General features: G+C 44.7%; 17 protein-coding genes and 1 other RNA gene. 8 read left to right on the plus strand and 10 right to left on the minus strand.

What is annotated here, in order from left to right; all coding sequences use genetic code 11:
* The first annotated feature begins 1 nt into the window (after position 1).
* Positions 2-463: an aminoacyl-tRNA deacylase gene (locus AB4512_RS10040; RefSeq protein WP_372174856.1), complete on the plus strand. Its 462-nt coding sequence runs from the start codon at positions 2-4 to the stop codon at positions 461-463.
* Between the two features lie 557 nt (positions 464-1,020).
* Complete coding sequence (locus AB4512_RS10045) at positions 1,021-1,227, plus strand: DUF1107 domain-containing protein (RefSeq protein WP_009847660.1); 207 nt, start codon at positions 1,021-1,023, stop codon at positions 1,225-1,227.
* A gap of 111 nt (positions 1,228-1,338) precedes the next feature.
* Here AB4512_RS10045 and AB4512_RS10050 read toward each other — a convergent pair whose 3' ends face one another.
* Genes AB4512_RS10050 through AB4512_RS10060 form a run of 3 tightly spaced genes read right to left on the minus strand, consistent with a single transcriptional unit; the run spans position 1,339 to position 4,352 of the window.
* Positions 1,339-2,562, minus strand: a complete 1,224-nt coding sequence (locus tag AB4512_RS10050) for an FAD-dependent 2-octaprenylphenol hydroxylase (protein ID WP_102321427.1) — start codon at positions 2,560-2,562, stop codon at positions 1,339-1,341.
* Positions 2,563-2,573: 11 nt separating this feature from the next.
* A complete protein-coding gene (gene ubiH / locus AB4512_RS10055; RefSeq protein WP_372174860.1) occupies positions 2,574-3,752 on the minus strand; it encodes a 2-octaprenyl-6-methoxyphenyl hydroxylase in 1,179 nt (392 codons plus the stop codon).
* Between the two features lie 24 nt (positions 3,753-3,776).
* The gene (locus AB4512_RS10060; protein ID WP_017059055.1) at positions 3,777-4,352 is read right to left on the minus strand and encodes a YecA family protein; all 576 of its coding nucleotides are present in this window, start codon (positions 4,350-4,352) and stop codon (positions 3,777-3,779) included.
* A 308-nt stretch (positions 4,353-4,660) separates the two neighbouring features.
* Between AB4512_RS10060 and zapA the strand changes: the two genes are divergently transcribed.
* The 5 genes from zapA to serA all read left to right on the plus strand — a co-directional run bounded on the left by zapA (position 4,661) and on the right by serA (position 8,042).
* The gene (zapA, locus tag AB4512_RS10065) at positions 4,661-4,969 is read left to right on the plus strand and encodes a cell division protein ZapA (RefSeq protein WP_004735366.1); all 309 of its coding nucleotides are present in this window, start codon (positions 4,661-4,663) and stop codon (positions 4,967-4,969) included.
* An 11-nt stretch (positions 4,970-4,980) separates the two neighbouring features.
* Positions 4,981-5,164: non-coding RNA, 6S RNA (gene ssrS / locus AB4512_RS10070), on the plus strand.
* Positions 5,165-5,170: 6 nt separating this feature from the next.
* Positions 5,171-5,770, plus strand: a complete 600-nt coding sequence (locus tag AB4512_RS10075) for a 5-formyltetrahydrofolate cyclo-ligase (protein WP_372124977.1) — start codon at positions 5,171-5,173, stop codon at positions 5,768-5,770.
* Between the two features lie 124 nt (positions 5,771-5,894).
* Positions 5,895-6,551, plus strand: coding sequence for a ribose-5-phosphate isomerase RpiA (rpiA, locus tag AB4512_RS10080; protein ID WP_372174857.1), 657 nt, complete (start codon positions 5,895-5,897; stop codon positions 6,549-6,551).
* A gap of 261 nt (positions 6,552-6,812) precedes the next feature.
* Entirely contained in the window at positions 6,813-8,042 is a 1,230-nt protein-coding gene (gene serA / locus AB4512_RS10085) for a phosphoglycerate dehydrogenase (RefSeq protein WP_017059058.1), read from the plus strand.
* 112 nt (positions 8,043-8,154) lie between these two features.
* On the opposite strand, the gene AB4512_RS10090 is transcribed toward serA, so the two are convergent.
* Positions 8,155-8,868: an oxidative stress defense protein gene (locus AB4512_RS10090; protein WP_017059059.1), complete on the minus strand. Its 714-nt coding sequence runs from the start codon at positions 8,866-8,868 to the stop codon at positions 8,155-8,157.
* A gap of 111 nt (positions 8,869-8,979) precedes the next feature.
* On the minus strand, positions 8,980-9,876 hold the full coding sequence (locus tag AB4512_RS10095) for a LysR family transcriptional regulator ArgP (protein ID WP_372174858.1): 897 nt from the start codon (positions 9,874-9,876) through the stop codon (positions 8,980-8,982).
* A 142-nt stretch (positions 9,877-10,018) separates the two neighbouring features.
* Between AB4512_RS10095 and AB4512_RS10100 the strand changes: the two genes are divergently transcribed.
* Positions 10,019-10,648 carry a LysE/ArgO family amino acid transporter gene (locus AB4512_RS10100; RefSeq protein WP_017059061.1) on the plus strand — a complete coding sequence of 210 codons (630 nt, stop codon included), beginning with the start codon at positions 10,019-10,021 and terminating at the stop codon, positions 10,646-10,648.
* Positions 10,649-10,744: 96 nt separating this feature from the next.
* On the opposite strand, the gene mscS is transcribed toward AB4512_RS10100, so the two are convergent.
* The 5 genes from mscS to tkt form a co-directional block, all read right to left on the minus strand.
* Positions 10,745-11,611, minus strand: a complete 867-nt coding sequence (mscS, locus tag AB4512_RS10105) for a small-conductance mechanosensitive channel MscS (RefSeq protein WP_017063201.1) — start codon at positions 11,609-11,611, stop codon at positions 10,745-10,747.
* 376 nt (positions 11,612-11,987) lie between these two features.
* Entirely contained in the window at positions 11,988-13,064 is a 1,077-nt protein-coding gene (gene fbaA, locus AB4512_RS10110; RefSeq protein WP_010435694.1) for a class II fructose-bisphosphate aldolase, read from the minus strand.
* Positions 13,065-13,219: 155 nt separating this feature from the next.
* Positions 13,220-14,383, minus strand: a complete 1,164-nt coding sequence (locus tag AB4512_RS10115) for a phosphoglycerate kinase (protein WP_017059064.1) — start codon at positions 14,381-14,383, stop codon at positions 13,220-13,222.
* A 166-nt stretch (positions 14,384-14,549) separates the two neighbouring features.
* Positions 14,550-15,599 carry an erythrose-4-phosphate dehydrogenase gene (epd, locus tag AB4512_RS10120; RefSeq protein ID WP_032545627.1) on the minus strand — a complete coding sequence of 350 codons (1,050 nt, stop codon included), beginning with the start codon at positions 15,597-15,599 and terminating at the stop codon, positions 14,550-14,552.
* A 212-nt stretch (positions 15,600-15,811) separates the two neighbouring features.
* The coding region (gene tkt, locus AB4512_RS10125; RefSeq protein WP_372174859.1) for a transketolase at positions 15,812-17,466 on the minus strand (1,655 nt) is incomplete at its 5' end.

A 17,466-nucleotide genomic window follows, 5' to 3' on the forward strand; every position in this document is an offset into this window, starting at 1 on the left:
CGTGGAAACGCAGATTACACAATGGCTGGATCAACAGCAGGTGAATTATCGCCTGCTGATGCAAAGCAAGCCAACCACCAGCATTGAAGAAACTACACAAGAGCGAGGCATCGACGCCTCTCAAATGGTGAAGTGCATCCTGCTCAAGGATATGGGCAACCAGTATGCGTTAGCCTGTACTGCTGGCGATCGCTCTGTCGACCCCAAGAAAGTACGCTCGGTACTGAATTGCCGTCGAATGACCTGCGTGTCGCTCGCTGATGTTGAAGCGATCACCGGTTTTAAAGTGGGTTGTGTTGGTCCGCTCGCTCTCAAGAGACACATGCCGATCATTTTTGATCCTTCCATTCAAAACAACTCGACCGTAACCATTAGCTCCGGCGACCGAATGGCTGGCGTTGCGCTGGATCTCAATGATCTTATGGCGCTATGTGCACCGACCGTCGCGGACATCAGTCGATGATCGTTTAGATCATGCTTCGCAAACTTCATTTTAATATTTCATTGAGTACATTTTTAGTGTGAACCTCGTCATAAGAAGAACACACCATTAATAAATAGTTACTCAAAATAAAAGCATAAGTAGTCACAAAGTTAAATTTGCGTTATTGTAAATTTACTGACTAGCTATTAAGCAAATCAGTGCAAGTGAATCCACTGAGTAACATCAGTATCCACTTTTGTGTAATGCATCTGTGACTATTCGCCCGTTTTAGACGGGCTTTTTTTTGTCCGAAATTTACAATTTGATTACACAAACAAAAAAATCCCGCCTATTCTTATACTTGTAACATTATCACTGCTTAATACTGAACAGAAAAGTTCACGGCAGTTCACTACTCAGTATTATTTTGGGGAGGAGCTCACGTAAAAATAGATATTTACTGAAGAAAGTGCTTAGAACAGCACAAATATCTAATTAACGTCAACGCTACTGCATATAACTCCATGCTTATCACAATTATTATCTCGGAGTTTTTCTATAATATGCAGGCTAGGTAAATATAAGGATAATTAAGAATGAGACTGTTTAAGCGCTATACACCGAGTATGATTGCTAAACATGTAAGTCGACTTTTCAAAGGACGAATCTACATTTACGGCGTAGGAAAATTTGAGTTTGATAACGGTAAGCTAGTGCTACCAGACCGAGCAGAAAAACGTCACTTTCAAACAGTGAAAGAAATAAATAGTGAAATCATGAAACTGCGCTGCGCGTACGCATGACCTGATTATCTACAGAATTAAAAACAAAAAGGGTTGGCATTATGCCAACCCTTTTTTCGTACCAATTTTCGTATCAATGATGATTCGATAAACCACCAGAACACTATGTCATTATCGATGAGTCACTGGACGCTTAGCTAAGTCAGGAAGATTGCCAGACAAACCCAGTGCGCGCTTCATGATCTCATCTTTCGCACCCGGTAATTGGCCCGCTAGCTTCATACCAATACCACGAATCAGCTTCTTAGCTGGGTTATCGCCTTCAAACAGATCTTTGAAGCCCTGCATTGAAGCAATCATTTTCGCCGCCTCTGCTTTTCTCCAGCGCTCATAGCCGCGAAGATTACGCTTGGTGCCAATATCCTCACCCGCAGACCATAGCTTTAACAGCTCTTGCGCTAAGCTTGCTGCGTCTAATAAGCCAAGGTTCACACCCTGCCCTGCTAATGGGTGAATGGTATGAGCAGCATCACCAACCAAAGCCACACGCTCTACCGCAAAGTCACGCGCATAACGCATGCGCAGTGGGAAAGCAAAACGGTCACCAACCACTTCGCACAATCCAAGCTTCGAGTCGAACTCTGCCGTTAGCTGCTTATTAAAATCAACATCCGACATGGATACCAGCTTCTCGGCACGATTTGGTTCCGTAGACCAAACAATCGAGCTCATGTTGCTTGGTTGCATTGGTAGGAATGCCAATGGGCCTTGAGGCGTGAAGATTTGACGAGCAACGCTGTGGTGCGGCTCTGTGGTTTTGATGTTCGCGACAATCGCACTGTGTCCGTAATCCCAATGTGTTAATGGGATATCTTGCTGCTTACGAACCCAAGAGTTTGCGCCGTCTGCTCCAACAACTAACTTAGCTGTCAGTGCTTGACCATTGTCCAATGTTAACCAAGCTTCACTTTCACCAATCGCCATCGTTTTACACGTTGCGGGCATATACAGGCTGACGTTGTCTTGTTTCTTAACCTGATCAAGCAGCGCTAATTGAATCACACGGTTTTCAACGATATGACCAAGATTAGGCTGAGCCAAGCGTGTCGAGTCAAACTCAATACGAGCGAAACTGTCTTGTTCCCACACTTCCATCGCTTGATACGGTGCAGCACGTCTTTGTTCGATACCTTGCCATGCACCTAGGTTACGAAGAATCACTTCACTAGAACGACTCAACGCGGATACACGCACATCAGGCAGCTCACTCAGCCCTTCACTAGGCGCTCTGCCTTCAATGACAGCGATTCTTAGGTCACTGTCTTTTAGGGCAGCAGCAAGCGCTAGGCCAACCATGCCACCACCAACAATCGCGATATCAACACTTTGCATCATTATTTATTACCTTATCTTTCTACTAGGCCAAGCGTATGACGCAAAAGTGGACCTTTAAGTGGTGGAAGGTTATCTATTACGGCTAACCCAAGATTACGCCCAATGCGAGCGGTCATATAATCGTTTGAGAACAGGTGAACTAGGCTTGAAGTCAACGTGATCATTGCGTCTCGGTCTTGTTCTCTACGCTTTCTAAAGTTAACAAGACCACGGTAACGACCTATATCATCTAACTGGGTACACAACTCTTCTGCCAAGGAAGCCACATCTCGGATGCCTAGGTTAAAGCCTTGCCCCGCAATTGGGTGAAGCGTTTGAGCAGCATTACCAACAATGGCAAATCGATGAGAGATATTTTGCTGTCGGTGACGAAGAATCAGAGGGTAACTCGCGCGCTTGCCGACCTTCTCTAATCGGCCAAGTCGCCAGCCAAAGTCATTCTGCAATTGCTCAAGAAATTCATTGTCGTTTAGCGTCATCACTTTTTGTGCTTGCTCTGGTGTTAAACACCAAACCAACGATAAACGGTTGTCACTCATCGGTAATAGAGCAACTGGCCCATGATGGGTAAAACGCTCAAATGCGCGACCTTGGTGAGGTTCACTCGCCACAATATTGGCAATCACAGCGACTTGCTCAAAGTCGTGCTCACTCAATGAGATATTGAGCTGTTGGCAACAGGTTGAGATTGCACCGTCAGCAGCAACCAGTAACTTAGTGGTTACTGTTTGCCCACTTGTCAGTTCAATCGTCGTCAACGCTTCTTCACGTTCAACTTTACTAACAGACTCAGGACAAAGCATGGTAATTGCCGCTTCTGATTCAAGTTTCTGCTGATAGATTCGACCCACATCTGCTAACTCGACCACGTAGCCAAGCGCATCTACAGCAAGCTCTTCACTGTAGATGTCTGTCATTCCGGCATGCCCGCGATCCGAAACATGGATATCTTTAATCGGGGTCGCGACCGGAGCGATAGATTGCCATAAGCGCAAAGAATCCAGGATCTGCACCGTGCCATAGGACAAAGCAATCGAACGAGAATCAAACCCAGGGTGAGCTTGATGATCAACCTGATAAGGCTCCACTACCGCAATCGACAGTGAACCTTGGCTTAGGTGATTCAAAGCAAGGGCTAAGGTTGCCCCTGCCATTGCGCCACCAGCAATTACAACATCATACTGAGCCATCATAACCTCAAACCGGCCAACGAATTAATGAATGGTAGGCGCCGCATCTTCAGATGGGCGAGCACCAAATTCAGCATGAATCGTTAGTGCACACGCTTTTACATGCTCAATAACGTGCTCTAGAAGCTGCGCTTGCTCTTCCAGATCATCTTCTTCGTCAATGCCTAGCTTAGCCATCTCTTCTAGATCAGCTAATGCTTCTTTTGTACTGTCAGACGCTTTGTTCAATTGAGCGCCAACCAAGCCTAGACCAGTAATGAAATGGTTAATCCAATCAGACACACCATCAGCCAAGTCAAATAGGCTTGCGCTTGCGTCTTCGTCAGGCAGCAACATAGACAATTCCATACCCGAACCTGTGATTTCACTGGTCGTTACTTTCAGTGTCGCTTCCGCTAGCGTTAATGCGCGATCTGGCCAACCCATGCCTTCATTGGTGTAATCGAAGATCAGTGGTTGCCAGCTTTTATCTGCAAGGCTTAAGCCTCCGCTTAACATACCCGTTAATAAACCGTGCATCTCAGCAGGGGTTACGGCTAGACTTGCCGATTGAAGTTCAGTCGCAACCGTTAGGTAGTCAGGTAAAGTAGTTTCGCTCATCAGATAGCTCGCTCAGTTATTCTTTATATCGATAGTATAATCGTACCACTTCACCCCAATTCTGGTAAGCATCGATCCCCAGCAATTGAAGGATGACTGACTACCAATTGTTCAATTTGCTGAATTACTGTGTGCTCAAGCTCTCATTTACAAACAGTCACTCTGAAAAGCTTGAATCTTAATAGCGGTTTACCTATAGTTTCTCCCTCAGAGGAGATTGCTTCCTCATCGGTACTTGCACTTTTTCTTTCTCAAAAAATGGCGAAGGGCAACAGCCTTAAAATAGCGCGTTAAAGAGTTCATCCATCATGAGTAATCAAGCGGTAGACGTTGAAATATTAGGAAAACTGACTCGAGTGAATTGTCCACCAGGGCAAGAAGAGTCATTGATTGCAGCGGCGGCCGATCTTGATAATCGATTGAAAGAGATGGCTGAACGTACTAAGGTAACCAATGAAGTGAAGCTGCTGACTATCGCAGCTCTGAATATTTGCTACGAATTACAAACCAAGAAGTTTGAAGCAAATGATGAACAAAACGCACTGACCGAGCGAATGGAACAGCTCACGACATCACTTTCAGATGTCCTCAGTAAAGTTAAGCACGGACAGCAATAGCGTACACAAAATTTACCCTGGAGTGTTTGTCAGAGGATTCACGTCCCCGAGCCGATAAGCAATCCCTAAGGGTTAGTACTTGAGTGCTATTGAGCATGCTCGGCCCGACCGAGAAGCCTACGGTAATCATTGCTGATCCGCCTTGAACTCGCTGGTTCAAGGGCCATCTATTCTCAACGGCACTTTGGGGTATCCCTTCTTATGAAGACGCTCACACGCAGCGAATTTCGCAAACAGATCCGTATCAAACGCAATGCCTTATCTGGCGACCAACAAACTCAATCCGGTATCGACTTAGTTAAGCAGTGCATGCAGCTTGATGAAATTCAGTCTGCTCAGCATATTGCCCTCTATATCTCTATCGATGGCGAACTCGATACTCAGCCTTTAATCGAATGGTTATGGGCGCAAGGTAAGGAAACTTATTTACCAGTATTGCACCCCTTCTCTGCCGGGCACCTGCTGTTTTTACACTACTCGCCAACCACACCGACGGTCTTGAATAAGTACGGTATTGTCGAACCTCAGCTCAATCAAATGCTGGTTAAACCTTGTCAGCAACTCGACCTTATTCTTACGCCCCTTGTCGGCTTTGACTCCCATGGCCATCGTTTAGGTATGGGCGGCGGATATTACGATCGCACCTTGGCAAAGTGGTTCGAGACGGGCGAAGGTGCAGCTCCTATTGGTTTGGCTCATGATTGCCAACATGTTGATACGCTACCGATTGAAGAATGGGACATTCCGTTACCTAAAATCGTGACTCCGAGTAAAACTTGGCAATGGGAAAACAACCATTAAAGCGCTATAATCGCGCCGCAAACGTTAACCTCGATATAGAAACGTTAACTCAATATCTAAACGTTAACTTCATCATTACGCAAACGATCAATTCAAAGCGCAAGACCTTATTCAGGAGAATGGCATGACTCAAGATGAAATGAAAAAAGCAGCTGGCTGGGCAGCACTTCAATATGTTGAAGAAGGCAGCATTGTAGGTGTAGGTACTGGCTCTACAGTAAATCACTTCATCGACGCACTAGGCACAATGAAAGACAAAATCAAAGGTGCGGTTTCAAGCTCTGTTGCTTCAACGCAGCGACTAGAAGAGCTAGAGATCAAAGTGTATGAGTGTAACGATGTCGCTAAGCTAGACATCTATGTTGATGGCGCAGATGAAATCAACCCAACTCGCGATATGATCAAAGGCGGCGGCGCTGCTTTGACTCGTGAAAAAATCGTAGCGGCTATCTCTGATAAGTTTGTGTGTATTGTTGACGGTACTAAAGCAGTTCATGTGTTGGGTAAATTCCCACTGCCTGTTGAAGTAATCCCAATGGCACGTTCATACGTGGCACGTGAGTTGGTTAAGCTTGGTGGTGACCCAGTTTACCGCGAAGGCTGCACAACCGATAACGACAACGTGATCCTAGATGTGTACGGCATGGCGATCGAAAACCCGAAACAACTAGAAGATATCATCAATGGTATAGCTGGTGTGGTGACGGTTGGTCTGTTCGCTCACCGTGGTGCTGATGTGGTTATCACCGGCACGCCTGAAGGTGCAAAAATCGAAGAATAAATAATAGAAGATTGAGTTTTTCTGTTACTTCATTACATACGGTGCCCTAGGGCGCCGTTTTTTTTGCTTTATTGCTGTAAAATTATGTCTTATTCCGTAATTTTCTTACCCAAAACATTTTTTTTTTGTTACTTTATTGTTCAGAAGACGCACAGGGAAAACGTTTGTCTCCTAACAAAGTGGTGAATTTGTTCCCCTTTCAGCCATTTTGTAGCACGTGCGCCGCATTTGCCCAACCTTTCCATTTTAAGGACGAGAACAATGGCCAAAGTTTCACTGGAAAAAGAAAAAATTAAAATTCTACTTCTAGAAGGTCTTCACCCTTCTTCTGTAGAAGTACTGCAAGCCGCTGGTTACACAAACATTGAGTACCACAAAGGCTCGCTACCGGAAGATGAACTTCTTGAAGCAGTAAAAGATGCTCATTTCATTGGTATTCGTTCTCGCACTAATATCTCCCAAGAAGTTATTGATGCAGCTGAAAAGCTGGTTGCCGTCGGTTGTTTCTGTATTGGTACTAACCAAGTCAACCTTCAAGCAGCAGCAAAACGCGGTATCCCTGTGTTCAACGCACCGTTCTCAAACACTCGAAGCGTTGCTGAGCTCGTTCTTGGTCAGGTTCTATTGCTACTACGTGGCATTCCAGAAAAGAACGCGCTTGCACACCGTGGCATCTGGAAAAAGAGTGCCGACAACTCTTACGAAGCCCGTGGTAAGCGTTTAGGTATTATTGGCTACGGTCACATCGGTACTCAACTGGGTATTATTGCTGAAAACCTTGGCATGCGTGTTTACTTCTACGACATTGAAAACAAACTGTCTCTGGGTAACGCAACGCAAGTTCATACCATGACGGAATTACTGAACAAGTGTGACGTAATCTCTTTGCATGTACCTGAAACCAACGAAACAAAAGACATGATGGGTAAAGAAGAGTTCGAGCGCATGAAGCCTGGTTCTATCTTTATCAACGCAGCTCGTGGCACGGTAGTCGATATTCCTGCTCTGTGTGGCGCTCTGGAGTCTGGACACCTTGCAGGTGCGGCTATTGATGTTTTCCCAACAGAACCAAAAACCAATGCAGACCCGTTTGAGTCTCCATTAATGCAGTTCGATAACGTGATCCTAACGCCTCACGTGGGTGGTTCAACTCAAGAAGCACAAGAGAACATTGGTGTTGAAGTTGCTGGTAAGCTAGCGAAATACTCTGATAACGGCTCTACGCTATCAAGTGTTAACTTCCCTGAGGTATCACTACCACTGCATACTGGAACGTCTCGTTTATTACACATTCACGAAAACCGCCCAGGCATCCTAACTCAGATCAACACCATCTTCGCTGAGGAAGGGATCAACATCGCGGGTCAATACCTACAGACTGCGGCTGATATGGGTTATGTCGTTATCGATGTAGAAGCCGATCGCTCTGAAGAAGCACTGCTTAAACTGAAAGAGATCGAAGGCACAATCCGTGCTCGTCTTCTTCACTAATCATCGCACTCAAAATGCATAAAAAAGGCTCTCATCATGAGAGCCTTTTTAGCATTTGGCCTATCGTAGGTAATTAGGTCGTCATGATCCAAAACCTTCTATAGCACTGTCATTACTCTTCGATCTGGTAGATCACATTCACGCGATCACGAATGGTGATCGTTGAGTCTTCATAAGAGTTCGATTCTGTTCTTGCATCCATCGCCATTGAACGCATGAGTACTGGCTGAGAAGATTGGGCGTTGTAATCCACGCGCCATACATCACCTAACTCGCGCTCAAAACCACTCGCCAATGATTTAGCTTTTGATGTCGCATCTTTAATGGCTTCTAAGCGCGCTTGCTCTTGATACTTAGCTTGGTCGCGAACTTGCAGTTGGATGTTGTCGATCTGATTAATGCCTTCTCCAATCGCAATATCCATGTACTCATTAAGATTAGCTAGCTCAGTCACTTGAACGGTCACATTACGTGAGGCGCGGTAGCCAACCAGTTCCGGTTTGCCATCTTTCGGGTAATGATATTGAGGAGATAAATACAGGTTAGAGCTGTGTACACTCGCCTCATCAACACCAGCTTGATGTAGCTTGTTTAGAAAGCCTGTCACGACTTTATCAACGGTATTTTTAGCCTGTTCAGCAGTCATCGTCGATTCCACGACTCTCACAGAGAATGTCGCCATATCAGGTGTAGCGATCACTTCACCATAGCCTGTCGTTGAAATATGAGGAAAGGATGGAGAGTCAGCCAATGATGGAAAACTCACAGCACTCAACGCCGCAGTAAGAGTAAGAGACGTTGCTAACATCTTTGGTACAAGCTTCATTAGGTATGACCTATGCTAAACAAATGTCCTTTCATCATAGAGCAATTTATCGTTTAGCCAATCCAGAGCACACACTTCTAACAGAACTTTGACGCTGAAAAAACCAACAGTTTACTGAGGTAAGTGATTGTGAGCAAAACTCAATATTGCTTGGGATACCTCTTTTAATACTCCGCTCTCAAGCTGCCAATGGTGCCAATAGATGCGATAAGAGAGCAGAAAGCCAGGGGTAATATCCATCAGAGCACCAGACTCGAGCTCATCGATAATCTGTAATCGGGGGATCAAGCAATAGGCTACACCCGATAATGCCAAGCGCACAAATGCTTCTGAACTGCCGACTGTATGATTGATCACACTGTCTCTCGGGACGTTAAAATGATCATGCAGAAACTTCTTATGCAGATCATCGTATTGATCATAGGAAACCGCAGGTGCTTTGCTTAAGGTGGCGTAGTTTACGCCCTCTGCAAAGTAACGCTGATGAAAGTCAGGGCTAGCCACGCACACATAATCCATCCTACCGAGATAGTCAGCACTGCAGCCAGGAATCGCTTGAGACTCCAAACTGATTGCACCGGCCACCTCGCCACTTTTAATCTTTTCAATGGTTCTCGACTCACCATGAATCGCGAGGTTCAACTCGACTTGGCGAGACTTAATCACATCCGACAAAGCTGGTAGCAACCATGTCGCCAAACTATCAGCGTTGGTGGCTATGGATATCGATAGTGGTTGATTACCCTCTTCATTCATCAACTCAGGCACAAGCTCGTGCTCTAACAAACGAACACGGCGATATAAGCCCAGTAGTTTTTTACCCGCAGGCGTTGGCCTAGGCGGGCTTTCTCTCACCAAGGCTGGCTGAGCCAACCACCTTTCCAGCTGTTTGATGCGTTGAGATACCGCCGACTGGGAGATATATAACTGCTCAGCAGCCCTTTCGAAGCTACGTTGTTTTACTACAGCATCCAGTGCTTCAATCCATTTATAATCCAATCCGCGCATCAATTTGCTTCCTTTTTAAGCTAACTCATCACCACATTAGCAACTCTAATAATGGATTAAAATCATTAATTATACTTATTTAAAGGGTCAGAGTATCTTCGCCATATAGCACGTAAATATCGTTAAATAAGTGGAGGTTAAAATGAGTTTTTGGGTTTTATTACAAGGTTTTGGTCTAGGGGCAAGTATGATTATCCCTATTGGCGCTCAGAATGCGTACGTCCTAAATCAAGGGATAAAACGCAATCATCATTTAACGACAGCAACGATTTGTAGCCTGCTCGATACTCTGTTTATCTCATTAGGCATTTTTGGCGGCGGAGCGATCTTGTCGCAAAATGAATTACTGCTTACCTCAGTGACACTAGGTGGCATCGCTTTTCTGACTGTGTATGGTTTGCTCTCACTACGCAGTGCATTCAAAGTGCGCACCAGTGATGAGTCGAAAGGTGAGATATTAGCGCGTGGCAAGCGCACCGTTATTTTAGGGGCATTGGCAGTAACAGTATTAAACCCACATCTCTATTTGGATACCGTGGTAATTCTTGGATCCATTGGTGGGCAATTTGAAGGCAACGACAGAATTGCATTTGCTATGGGGACTATATTGGCTTCGTTCGTCTGGTTCTATTCTTTGTCATTAGGCGCTGCAAAACTAGGCCCGACGCTATCTAAACCTAAGGTTAAGAAAGGCATTGATATCGCAGTCGCAACCATGATGTTCGCCATAGCAACGGTGCTTACCGATGGACTTATTGAGCAATACTGGTAAATCTATTTAGCTTCATGAAACCAACAAAAAAGGCGGATAACCTAAGTTATCCGCCTTTCCTTATAAAAGCTTATAGTTATAAAAACTAACTAGGAATTAAGCTTCTACTTTATTCATGTGTACATCCATTTGCGGGAATGGAATTTCGATACCCTCGTTATCCAAGCCTTCTTTGATTGCTTGCATCAGGTCGAAATAAACATTCCAGTAGTCAGCAGTGCTAACCCATGGACGAACAACGAAGTTAACTGAAGAATCAGCAAGCGTATGAACACCAACTTGAACGCCAGGTTCTTTCAGTACACGCTCATCAGATTCACAGATCTTAGTCAGTAGCGCTTTTGTCTTCTGAAGATCAGCGTTGTAAGAAACACCAATCATTAGATCAATACGGCGCGTCGCATGACGAGAATAGTTTGTGATTGGGCTGCCGATAACGCTACCGTTAGGTACTACAACCATTTTGTTGTCTGGCGTTGTTAGAACCGTTTGGAAGATTTGAATAGAATCAACTGAACCTGCCACACCACCAATTTCCACATAGTCACCAGACTTAAATGGACGGAATGCAACGATAAGTACACCAGCAGCAAAGTTAGATAGTGAGCCTTGTAGTGCAAGACCAACGGCTAAACCAGCCGCACCAATAACAGCAACTACAGATGCCGTTTGAACACCTAAACGACCAAGTGCAGCAATTAAAACAATCACAAACAACAAGTAACGAACTAAACCATGGACGAACTCCACAACTGCTCGGTCCATTTTCTTCTTCTGAAGAACCTTAGACACGCTATTCGCTACTGCTTTAACAATAAGGTTACCAATAAATAGAATTATCAGTGCTGAAATGATATTTACGCCATATTGGATAAATAAATCTGAATTATTTGTTAACCACTGCTCTGCTTGAGACAAACCATCCACAAGTGGAGTCTCAATCGCTGTCGAACTATCAGCCATAATGTGCATCCTCTATATAATATGCTATGGGCTAAACTGCCTTAAGCCTCATTTACTCTGCAATATAATAAACAGTGTAATTACCGTTAAGTCATTGTGTTAAAAGTAAATTAAAGCCAAGTCCTTTTATAAACTGAACCAAGTTCAGTTTTTCGGCACGATATCCTATCTTTGACAGATTGCAAAGTCATATTTATGTAAGCTTTTGAATTATTAAAACTTACCGATAAACACAAATACCGATAACTAAAAGACTACGAAATTTATTCACCGCACGCTAGGTTTTTCACATATTTAGTACAAGTTTTTATCAGATATAAAAAAACCCGCTCAATGAGCGGGTTTTTAAAACTTAAAGAGTACTTAATTCAAAGAATTATAGTACGTCTACAGCGTTAAGGTCAGCAAATGCTTTCTCTAGACGAGCAACCATTGAAGCTTGACCAGCACGTAGCCATACGCGTGGATCGTAGTACTTCTTGTTTGGAGCAGCTTCGCCAGTTGGGTTGCCGATTTGACCTTGTAGGAAATCGAAGTTGTCAGCAGAGTACTGACGGATACCGTCCCAAGTTGCCCACTGTGTATCAGTATCGATGTTCATTTTGATAACACCGTAGCCGATAGACTCTTGGATTTCTGCTTCAGAAGAACCAGAACCACCGTGGAATACGAAGTTTAGAGCGTTAGGTGCGATACCGAACTTCTCTGCACAGTATGCTTGAGAGTCACGTAGGATAGTTGGAGTAAGTACAACGTTACCAGCTTGGTAAACACCGTGTACGTTACCGAAAGATGCAGCGATAGTGAAACGTGGGCTAACAGCCATTAGTTTCTCGTAAGCGTATGCTACGTCTTCTGGAGAAGTGTAAAGCTCAGATGCGTCCATATCAGAGTTATCAACGCCGTCTTCTTCACCACCAGTACAACCAAGTTCGATCTCGATTGTCATGTTCATTTTAGCCATGCGCTCTAGGTACTTAGCACATGTTTCGATGTTCTCTTCTAGAGACTCTTCAGAAAGGTCTAGCATGTGAGAAGAGAATAGAGGCTTACCAGTTTGTGCGAAGAACTCTTCACCAGCGTCTAGTAGACCGTCGATCCATGGAAGAAGTTTCTTAGCAGCGTGGTCAGTGTGCAGGATAACTGGAACACCGTAAGCTTCAGCTACAGCGTGTACGTATTTTGCACCAGCTACAGCGCCAAGAACTTGTGCGCCTTGACCTTCAAGTTTAACGCCTTTACCTGCGAAGAATGCAGCGCCGCCGTTAGAGAACTGAACAACTACTGGAGCTTTAACTTTAGCAGCTGCTTCTAGTACTGCGTTTACAGAGTCAGTACCAACAACGTTTACAGCAGGAAGAGCAAATTTGTTTTCTTTTGCTACTTCAAATACTTTCTGTACGTCATCGCCAGAAATCACACCAGGTTTTACAAAATCGAAGATCTTAGACATGGAAATAGTCCTATTTATTCTATCGTTTTAAGATTAAAAAACTTAAGTTTAAAAACTTGCAATCGTTTGCTCACAACTTATGCCATTCTAGCAAAAAAGTGTGATATGCAGCAAACGTTAAAAGGCGAGATTCACATCTCGCCTTTCTAAATCAATTATGCTTTAGCACGCTCTTCAAGCATTGCTACTGCAGGAAGTACTTTACCTTCAACGAATTCAAGGAAAGCGCCACCGCCAGTAGAGATGTAAGAAACGTCAGCTTTGATACCGAACTTATCGATAGCTGCTAGCGTGTCACCACCACCTGCTACAGAGAAACCTGCAGACTCAGCGATTGCTTTAGAGATACCAGCTGTACCCGCTTCGAAGTTCTTGAATTCGAATACGCCTACAGGGCCGTTCCAAAGGATTGTTTTCGCGTTGCCGATGATTTCAGCTAGTGCCGCAGTTGAATCTGGACCAAGGTCGAAGATCATGTCGTCGTCTTGAACTTCAGAAACGTGCTTGATTTCAGCTTCTGCGTTTTCGTCGAATGCTTTAGCACATGCAACGTCAGTTGCTACTGGGATAGCACACTCTTTCATTAGCTTTTGAGCCGTTTCAACTAGGTCAGCTTCGTATAGAGACTTACCTACGTTGTGGCCTTCAGCAGCGATGAATGTGTTCGCGATACCACCACCAACAACAAGCTGGTCAGCAATTTTAGAAAGAGATTCTAGAACGGTTAGTTTAGTAGAAACTTTAGAACCACCAACGATAGCCACTAGTGGGCGAGCTGGGTTGTCCATTGCTTTACCAAGCGCTTCAAGCTCAGCAGCTAGAAGAGGGCCAGCACATGCTACAGGAGCGTAAGTACCAACGCCGTGTGTAGAAGCTTGAGCACGGTGAGCTGTACCGAATGCATCCATTACAAAGATGTCACATAGTGCAGCGTATTGCTTAGAAAGTGCTTCTTCGTTCTTCTTCTCGCCTTTGTTGAAACGAACGTTTTCAAGAACAACAAGTTCACCAGCGTTTAGCTCTAGGCCGTTTACGTAATCTTTAGCTAGTTTAACTTCGCAGTCTAGTGCGTCGTTTAGGTAGTTAACTACAGGAGCTAGAGAGAACTCTTCGTTGTATTCGCCTTCAGTAGGACGACCAAGGTGAGAAGTAACCATTACCTTTGCGCCAGCTTCTAGGCAAAGTTTGATAGTTGGTAGAGATGCAAGGATACGTGCATCTGAAGTTACTTTACCGTCTTTTACTGGTACGTTTAGGTCAGCACGGATAAATACGCGTTTACCTGCAAGTTCCAGGTCAGTCATCTTGATCACAGACATGATTTGTCCTCTCAAATTTAAATAAATATAAAGTTTTGGAAACTCAGCAACCCTGCTAAGCCTATAAATTATTCAACTGGTAATTCTTTCACTACTAATAATATGTGGACTCTTAGTATTTATTTCAAGCTAAAAAATAAATAATCCGCACATTTGCTTCTAGGTCTTACTTCTTGCCTTCAGAAGCTTGCATTGCAAGAACCGTATCCAGCATTCGGTTCGCAAAGCCCCATTCATTATCACACCACACTAGCATTTTAACTAAGTGGCCGTTGCTCACTCGCGTTTGTGAACCATCAACGATTGCGCTATGGGGATCGTGATTAAAGTCGATGGAAACGAGCGGCGCTTCAGTATAGTCAACTATATTGTGTAATGTACACTGGGATGCATTAACAATGGTTTGATTTACGTCATTAACTTTCACATTTGCATTAATTGTGACACTTAAATCCATCGCTGTTACGTTTACCGTCGGCACACGCACAGATATAGCTTCAAATTTGTTGGAAAATTTCGGGAAGATTCTTTCAATACCTTTATGCAACTTGGTATCGACAGGAATGATCGATTGGCTTGCTGCTCGAGTACGACGCAAATCGCTGTGGTACGCATCGATAACTTGTTGATCATTCATTGAAGAGTGAATAGTCGTAATCGTACCGGACTCGATACCAAAGGCGTCATCAAGAACCTTAATGATAGGGACAATACAGTTGGTGGTGCACGAACCATTGGAAACGATTTGGTGGTCCGCTTCGATGGTATCGTGGTTCACACCATAGATAATGGTGTTATCGAGGTCATTGGCACCGGGGTGAGAAAACAGTACCTTTTTCGCCCCTGCAGCAATGTGCGCGAGGCCGTCATCTCGGCAACCATAAACACCGGTACAATCGAGAACGATATCCACCTCAAGGTCACGCCAAGGCAACAGCTCAATATCAGCAAGATGTAAGATACGAATGGTATCAAACTCACCCTTGTCTTCAGCACCAATGCCATGATGGACATAAATGTGCTCTTGATCGTTAGAGATTTTCTTACCGAAGCGGCCGTGACTGGTGTCGTACTGCAATAGGTGAGCCATAGCGTCAGGCTGAGCAAGCTCATTGACCGCTACTACTTTGATTTGTTGGCTTTTGCCACTTTCATAGACAGCGCGCAATACATTACGCCCTATTCGTCCAAATCCATTTATCGCGACTTTTAGCATAGTTCCGTACATCTAACCAAAATTTCGTGCAACAGATGATAACTGAATCCTACCCAAAAGGCATTACTTGAATAACTCAGCTTGTTCATGACAGATTGATCTGTTGCTTATAGAGATGAGTCTAGGAGAAACAAATCCCAGAGACAAAAAACCGAGCTCAGCGCTCGGTTTTTTATTCATTTCATTGTTAGCACTAAGCTAGCAATCAATGATTAAGCAAGAAGCTCTTTCGCGGTGTTTACTACGTTTTCAGTAGTGAAACCGAACATCTTGAATAGCTCGCCTGCTGGTGCAGATTCGCCGAACGTTGTCATACCGATGATCTTGCCACCGAAACCAACGTACTTGTACCAGAAGTCAGCGATGCCAGCTTCTACTGCGATACGAGCAGTAACGTCAGATGGAAGTACAGACTCACGGTATTCAGCATCTTGCTTGTCGAACGCGTCAGTTGCAGGCATAGATACTACGCGTACTGCTTTACCTTCAGCGGTTAACTGTGCAGCAGCTTCAACAGCAAGCTCAACTTCAGAACCTGTTGCAATGATGATTAGCTCAGGCTTGCCTTCACAATCTTTCAGGATGTAACCACCCTTAGCGATGTTAGCTACTTGCTCAGCATTACGATCTTGTTGTGCAAGGTTTTGACGAGAGAAGATTAAAGATGAAGGACCATCTTTACGCTCAATAGCCAGTTTCCAAGCAACAGCAGACTCAACTTGGTCACATGGGCGCCATGTGCTCATGTTTGGCGTTAGACGTAGAGAAGCGATCTGTTCAACCGGTTGGTGAGTAGGACCATCTTCGCCTAAGCCGATAGAGTCGTGCGTGTAAACTTGGATGTTCTGAACTTTCATCAGAGCAGCCATACGCATTGCGTTACGCGCGTATTCCATGAACATTAGGAACGTTGCGCCGTATGGTACGAAACCACCGTGCAGAGCGATGCCGTTCATGATAGCCGTCATACCGAATTCACGTACACCGTAGTGGATGTAGTTACCAGAGAAGTCAGTTGCTTCAAGAGACTTAGAGCCAGACCACATAGTTAGGTTGGAAGGCGCTAGGTCAGCAGAGCCGCCCATGAATTCTGGAAGCATTTGACCAAACGCTTCTAGAGCATTTTGAGATGCTTTACGTGAAGCAATGTTTGCAGGGTTAGCTTGAAGATCAGCAATGATTGCGTTTGCTTTCTCTTCCCATTGTGCTGGAAGTTCACCGTTAGTACGACGTTTGAATTCTGCTGCTAGCTCTGGGTAAGCCGCTGCGTATGCGTCAAACTTAGCATTCCACGCCGCTTCTTTTGCTGCGCCCGCTTCTTTCGCATTCCACTCAGCTGCGATATCTGCTGGGATTTCGAAAGGACCGTGTTCCCAACCAAGTGCTGCTTTAGTTGCTGTAATTTCATCAGCACCTAGTGGAGCGCCATGGCAGTCGTGCGTACCAGCTTTGTTTGGAGAACCAAAACCGATGATAGTTTTAGTACAGATAAGCGTTGGACGAGGGTCTGCTTTAGCTGCTTCGATAGCTGCATTGATTGCTTCCGGATCGTGACCGTCTACTGCTGGGATTACGTGCCAGCCGTATGCTTCAAAACGCTTAGGAGTATCGTCAGAGAACCAACCTTCCACTTCACCATCGATAGAGATACCGTTGTCATCCCAGAAAGCAACTAGCTTACCAAGACCTAGCGTACCAGCTAGTGAACATGCTTCGTGAGAGATACCTTCCATCAGACAGCCATCACCCATGAATGCATAAGTGTAGTGGTCTACGATGTCGTGGCCTTCTTTGTTGAACTGTGCAGCCAGTGCTTTCTCTGCCATTGCCATACCAACAGCGTTAGTGATGCCTTGACCTAGAGGAC

It is taken from the genome of Vibrio sp. 10N.222.52.B7, assembly GCF_041474275.1.
Lineage (GTDB): Bacteria > Pseudomonadota > Gammaproteobacteria > Enterobacterales > Vibrionaceae > Vibrio > Vibrio crassostreae_C.

Bases quoted from the DNA above. Each gene is read 5' to 3' on its own strand.
- AB4512_RS10045 (WP_009847660.1), top strand. From the start codon at position 1,021: ATGAGACTGTTTAAGCGCTATACACCGAGTATGATTGCTAAACATGTA.
- AB4512_RS10050 (WP_102321427.1), bottom strand. From the start codon at position 2,562: ATGATGCAAAGTGTTGATATCGCGATTGTTGGTGGTGGCATGGTTGGC.
- ubiH (WP_372174860.1), bottom strand. From the start codon at position 3,752: ATGGCTCAGTATGATGTTGTAATTGCTGGTGGCGCAATGGCAGGGGCA.
- AB4512_RS10060 (WP_017059055.1), bottom strand. From the start codon at position 4,352: ATGAGCGAAACTACTTTACCTGACTACCTAACGGTTGCGACTGAACTT.
- zapA (WP_004735366.1), top strand. From the start codon at position 4,661: ATGAGTAATCAAGCGGTAGACGTTGAAATATTAGGAAAACTGACTCGA.
- AB4512_RS10075 (WP_372124977.1), top strand. From the start codon at position 5,171: ATGAAGACGCTCACACGCAGCGAATTTCGCAAACAGATCCGTATCAAA.
- rpiA (WP_372174857.1), top strand. From the start codon at position 5,895: ATGACTCAAGATGAAATGAAAAAAGCAGCTGGCTGGGCAGCACTTCAA.
- serA (WP_017059058.1), top strand. From the start codon at position 6,813: ATGGCCAAAGTTTCACTGGAAAAAGAAAAAATTAAAATTCTACTTCTA.
- AB4512_RS10090 (WP_017059059.1), bottom strand. From the start codon at position 8,868: ATGAAGCTTGTACCAAAGATGTTAGCAACGTCTCTTACTCTTACTGCG.
- AB4512_RS10095 (WP_372174858.1), bottom strand. From the start codon at position 9,876: ATGCGCGGATTGGATTATAAATGGATTGAAGCACTGGATGCTGTAGTA.
- AB4512_RS10100 (WP_017059061.1), top strand. From the start codon at position 10,019: ATGAGTTTTTGGGTTTTATTACAAGGTTTTGGTCTAGGGGCAAGTATG.
- mscS (WP_017063201.1), bottom strand. From the start codon at position 11,611: ATGGCTGATAGTTCGACAGCGATTGAGACTCCACTTGTGGATGGTTTG.
- fbaA (WP_010435694.1), bottom strand. From the start codon at position 13,064: ATGTCTAAGATCTTCGATTTTGTAAAACCTGGTGTGATTTCTGGCGAT.
- AB4512_RS10115 (WP_017059064.1), bottom strand. From the start codon at position 14,383: ATGTCTGTGATCAAGATGACTGACCTGGAACTTGCAGGTAAACGCGTA.
- epd (WP_032545627.1), bottom strand. From the start codon at position 15,599: ATGCTAAAAGTCGCGATAAATGGATTTGGACGAATAGGGCGTAATGTA.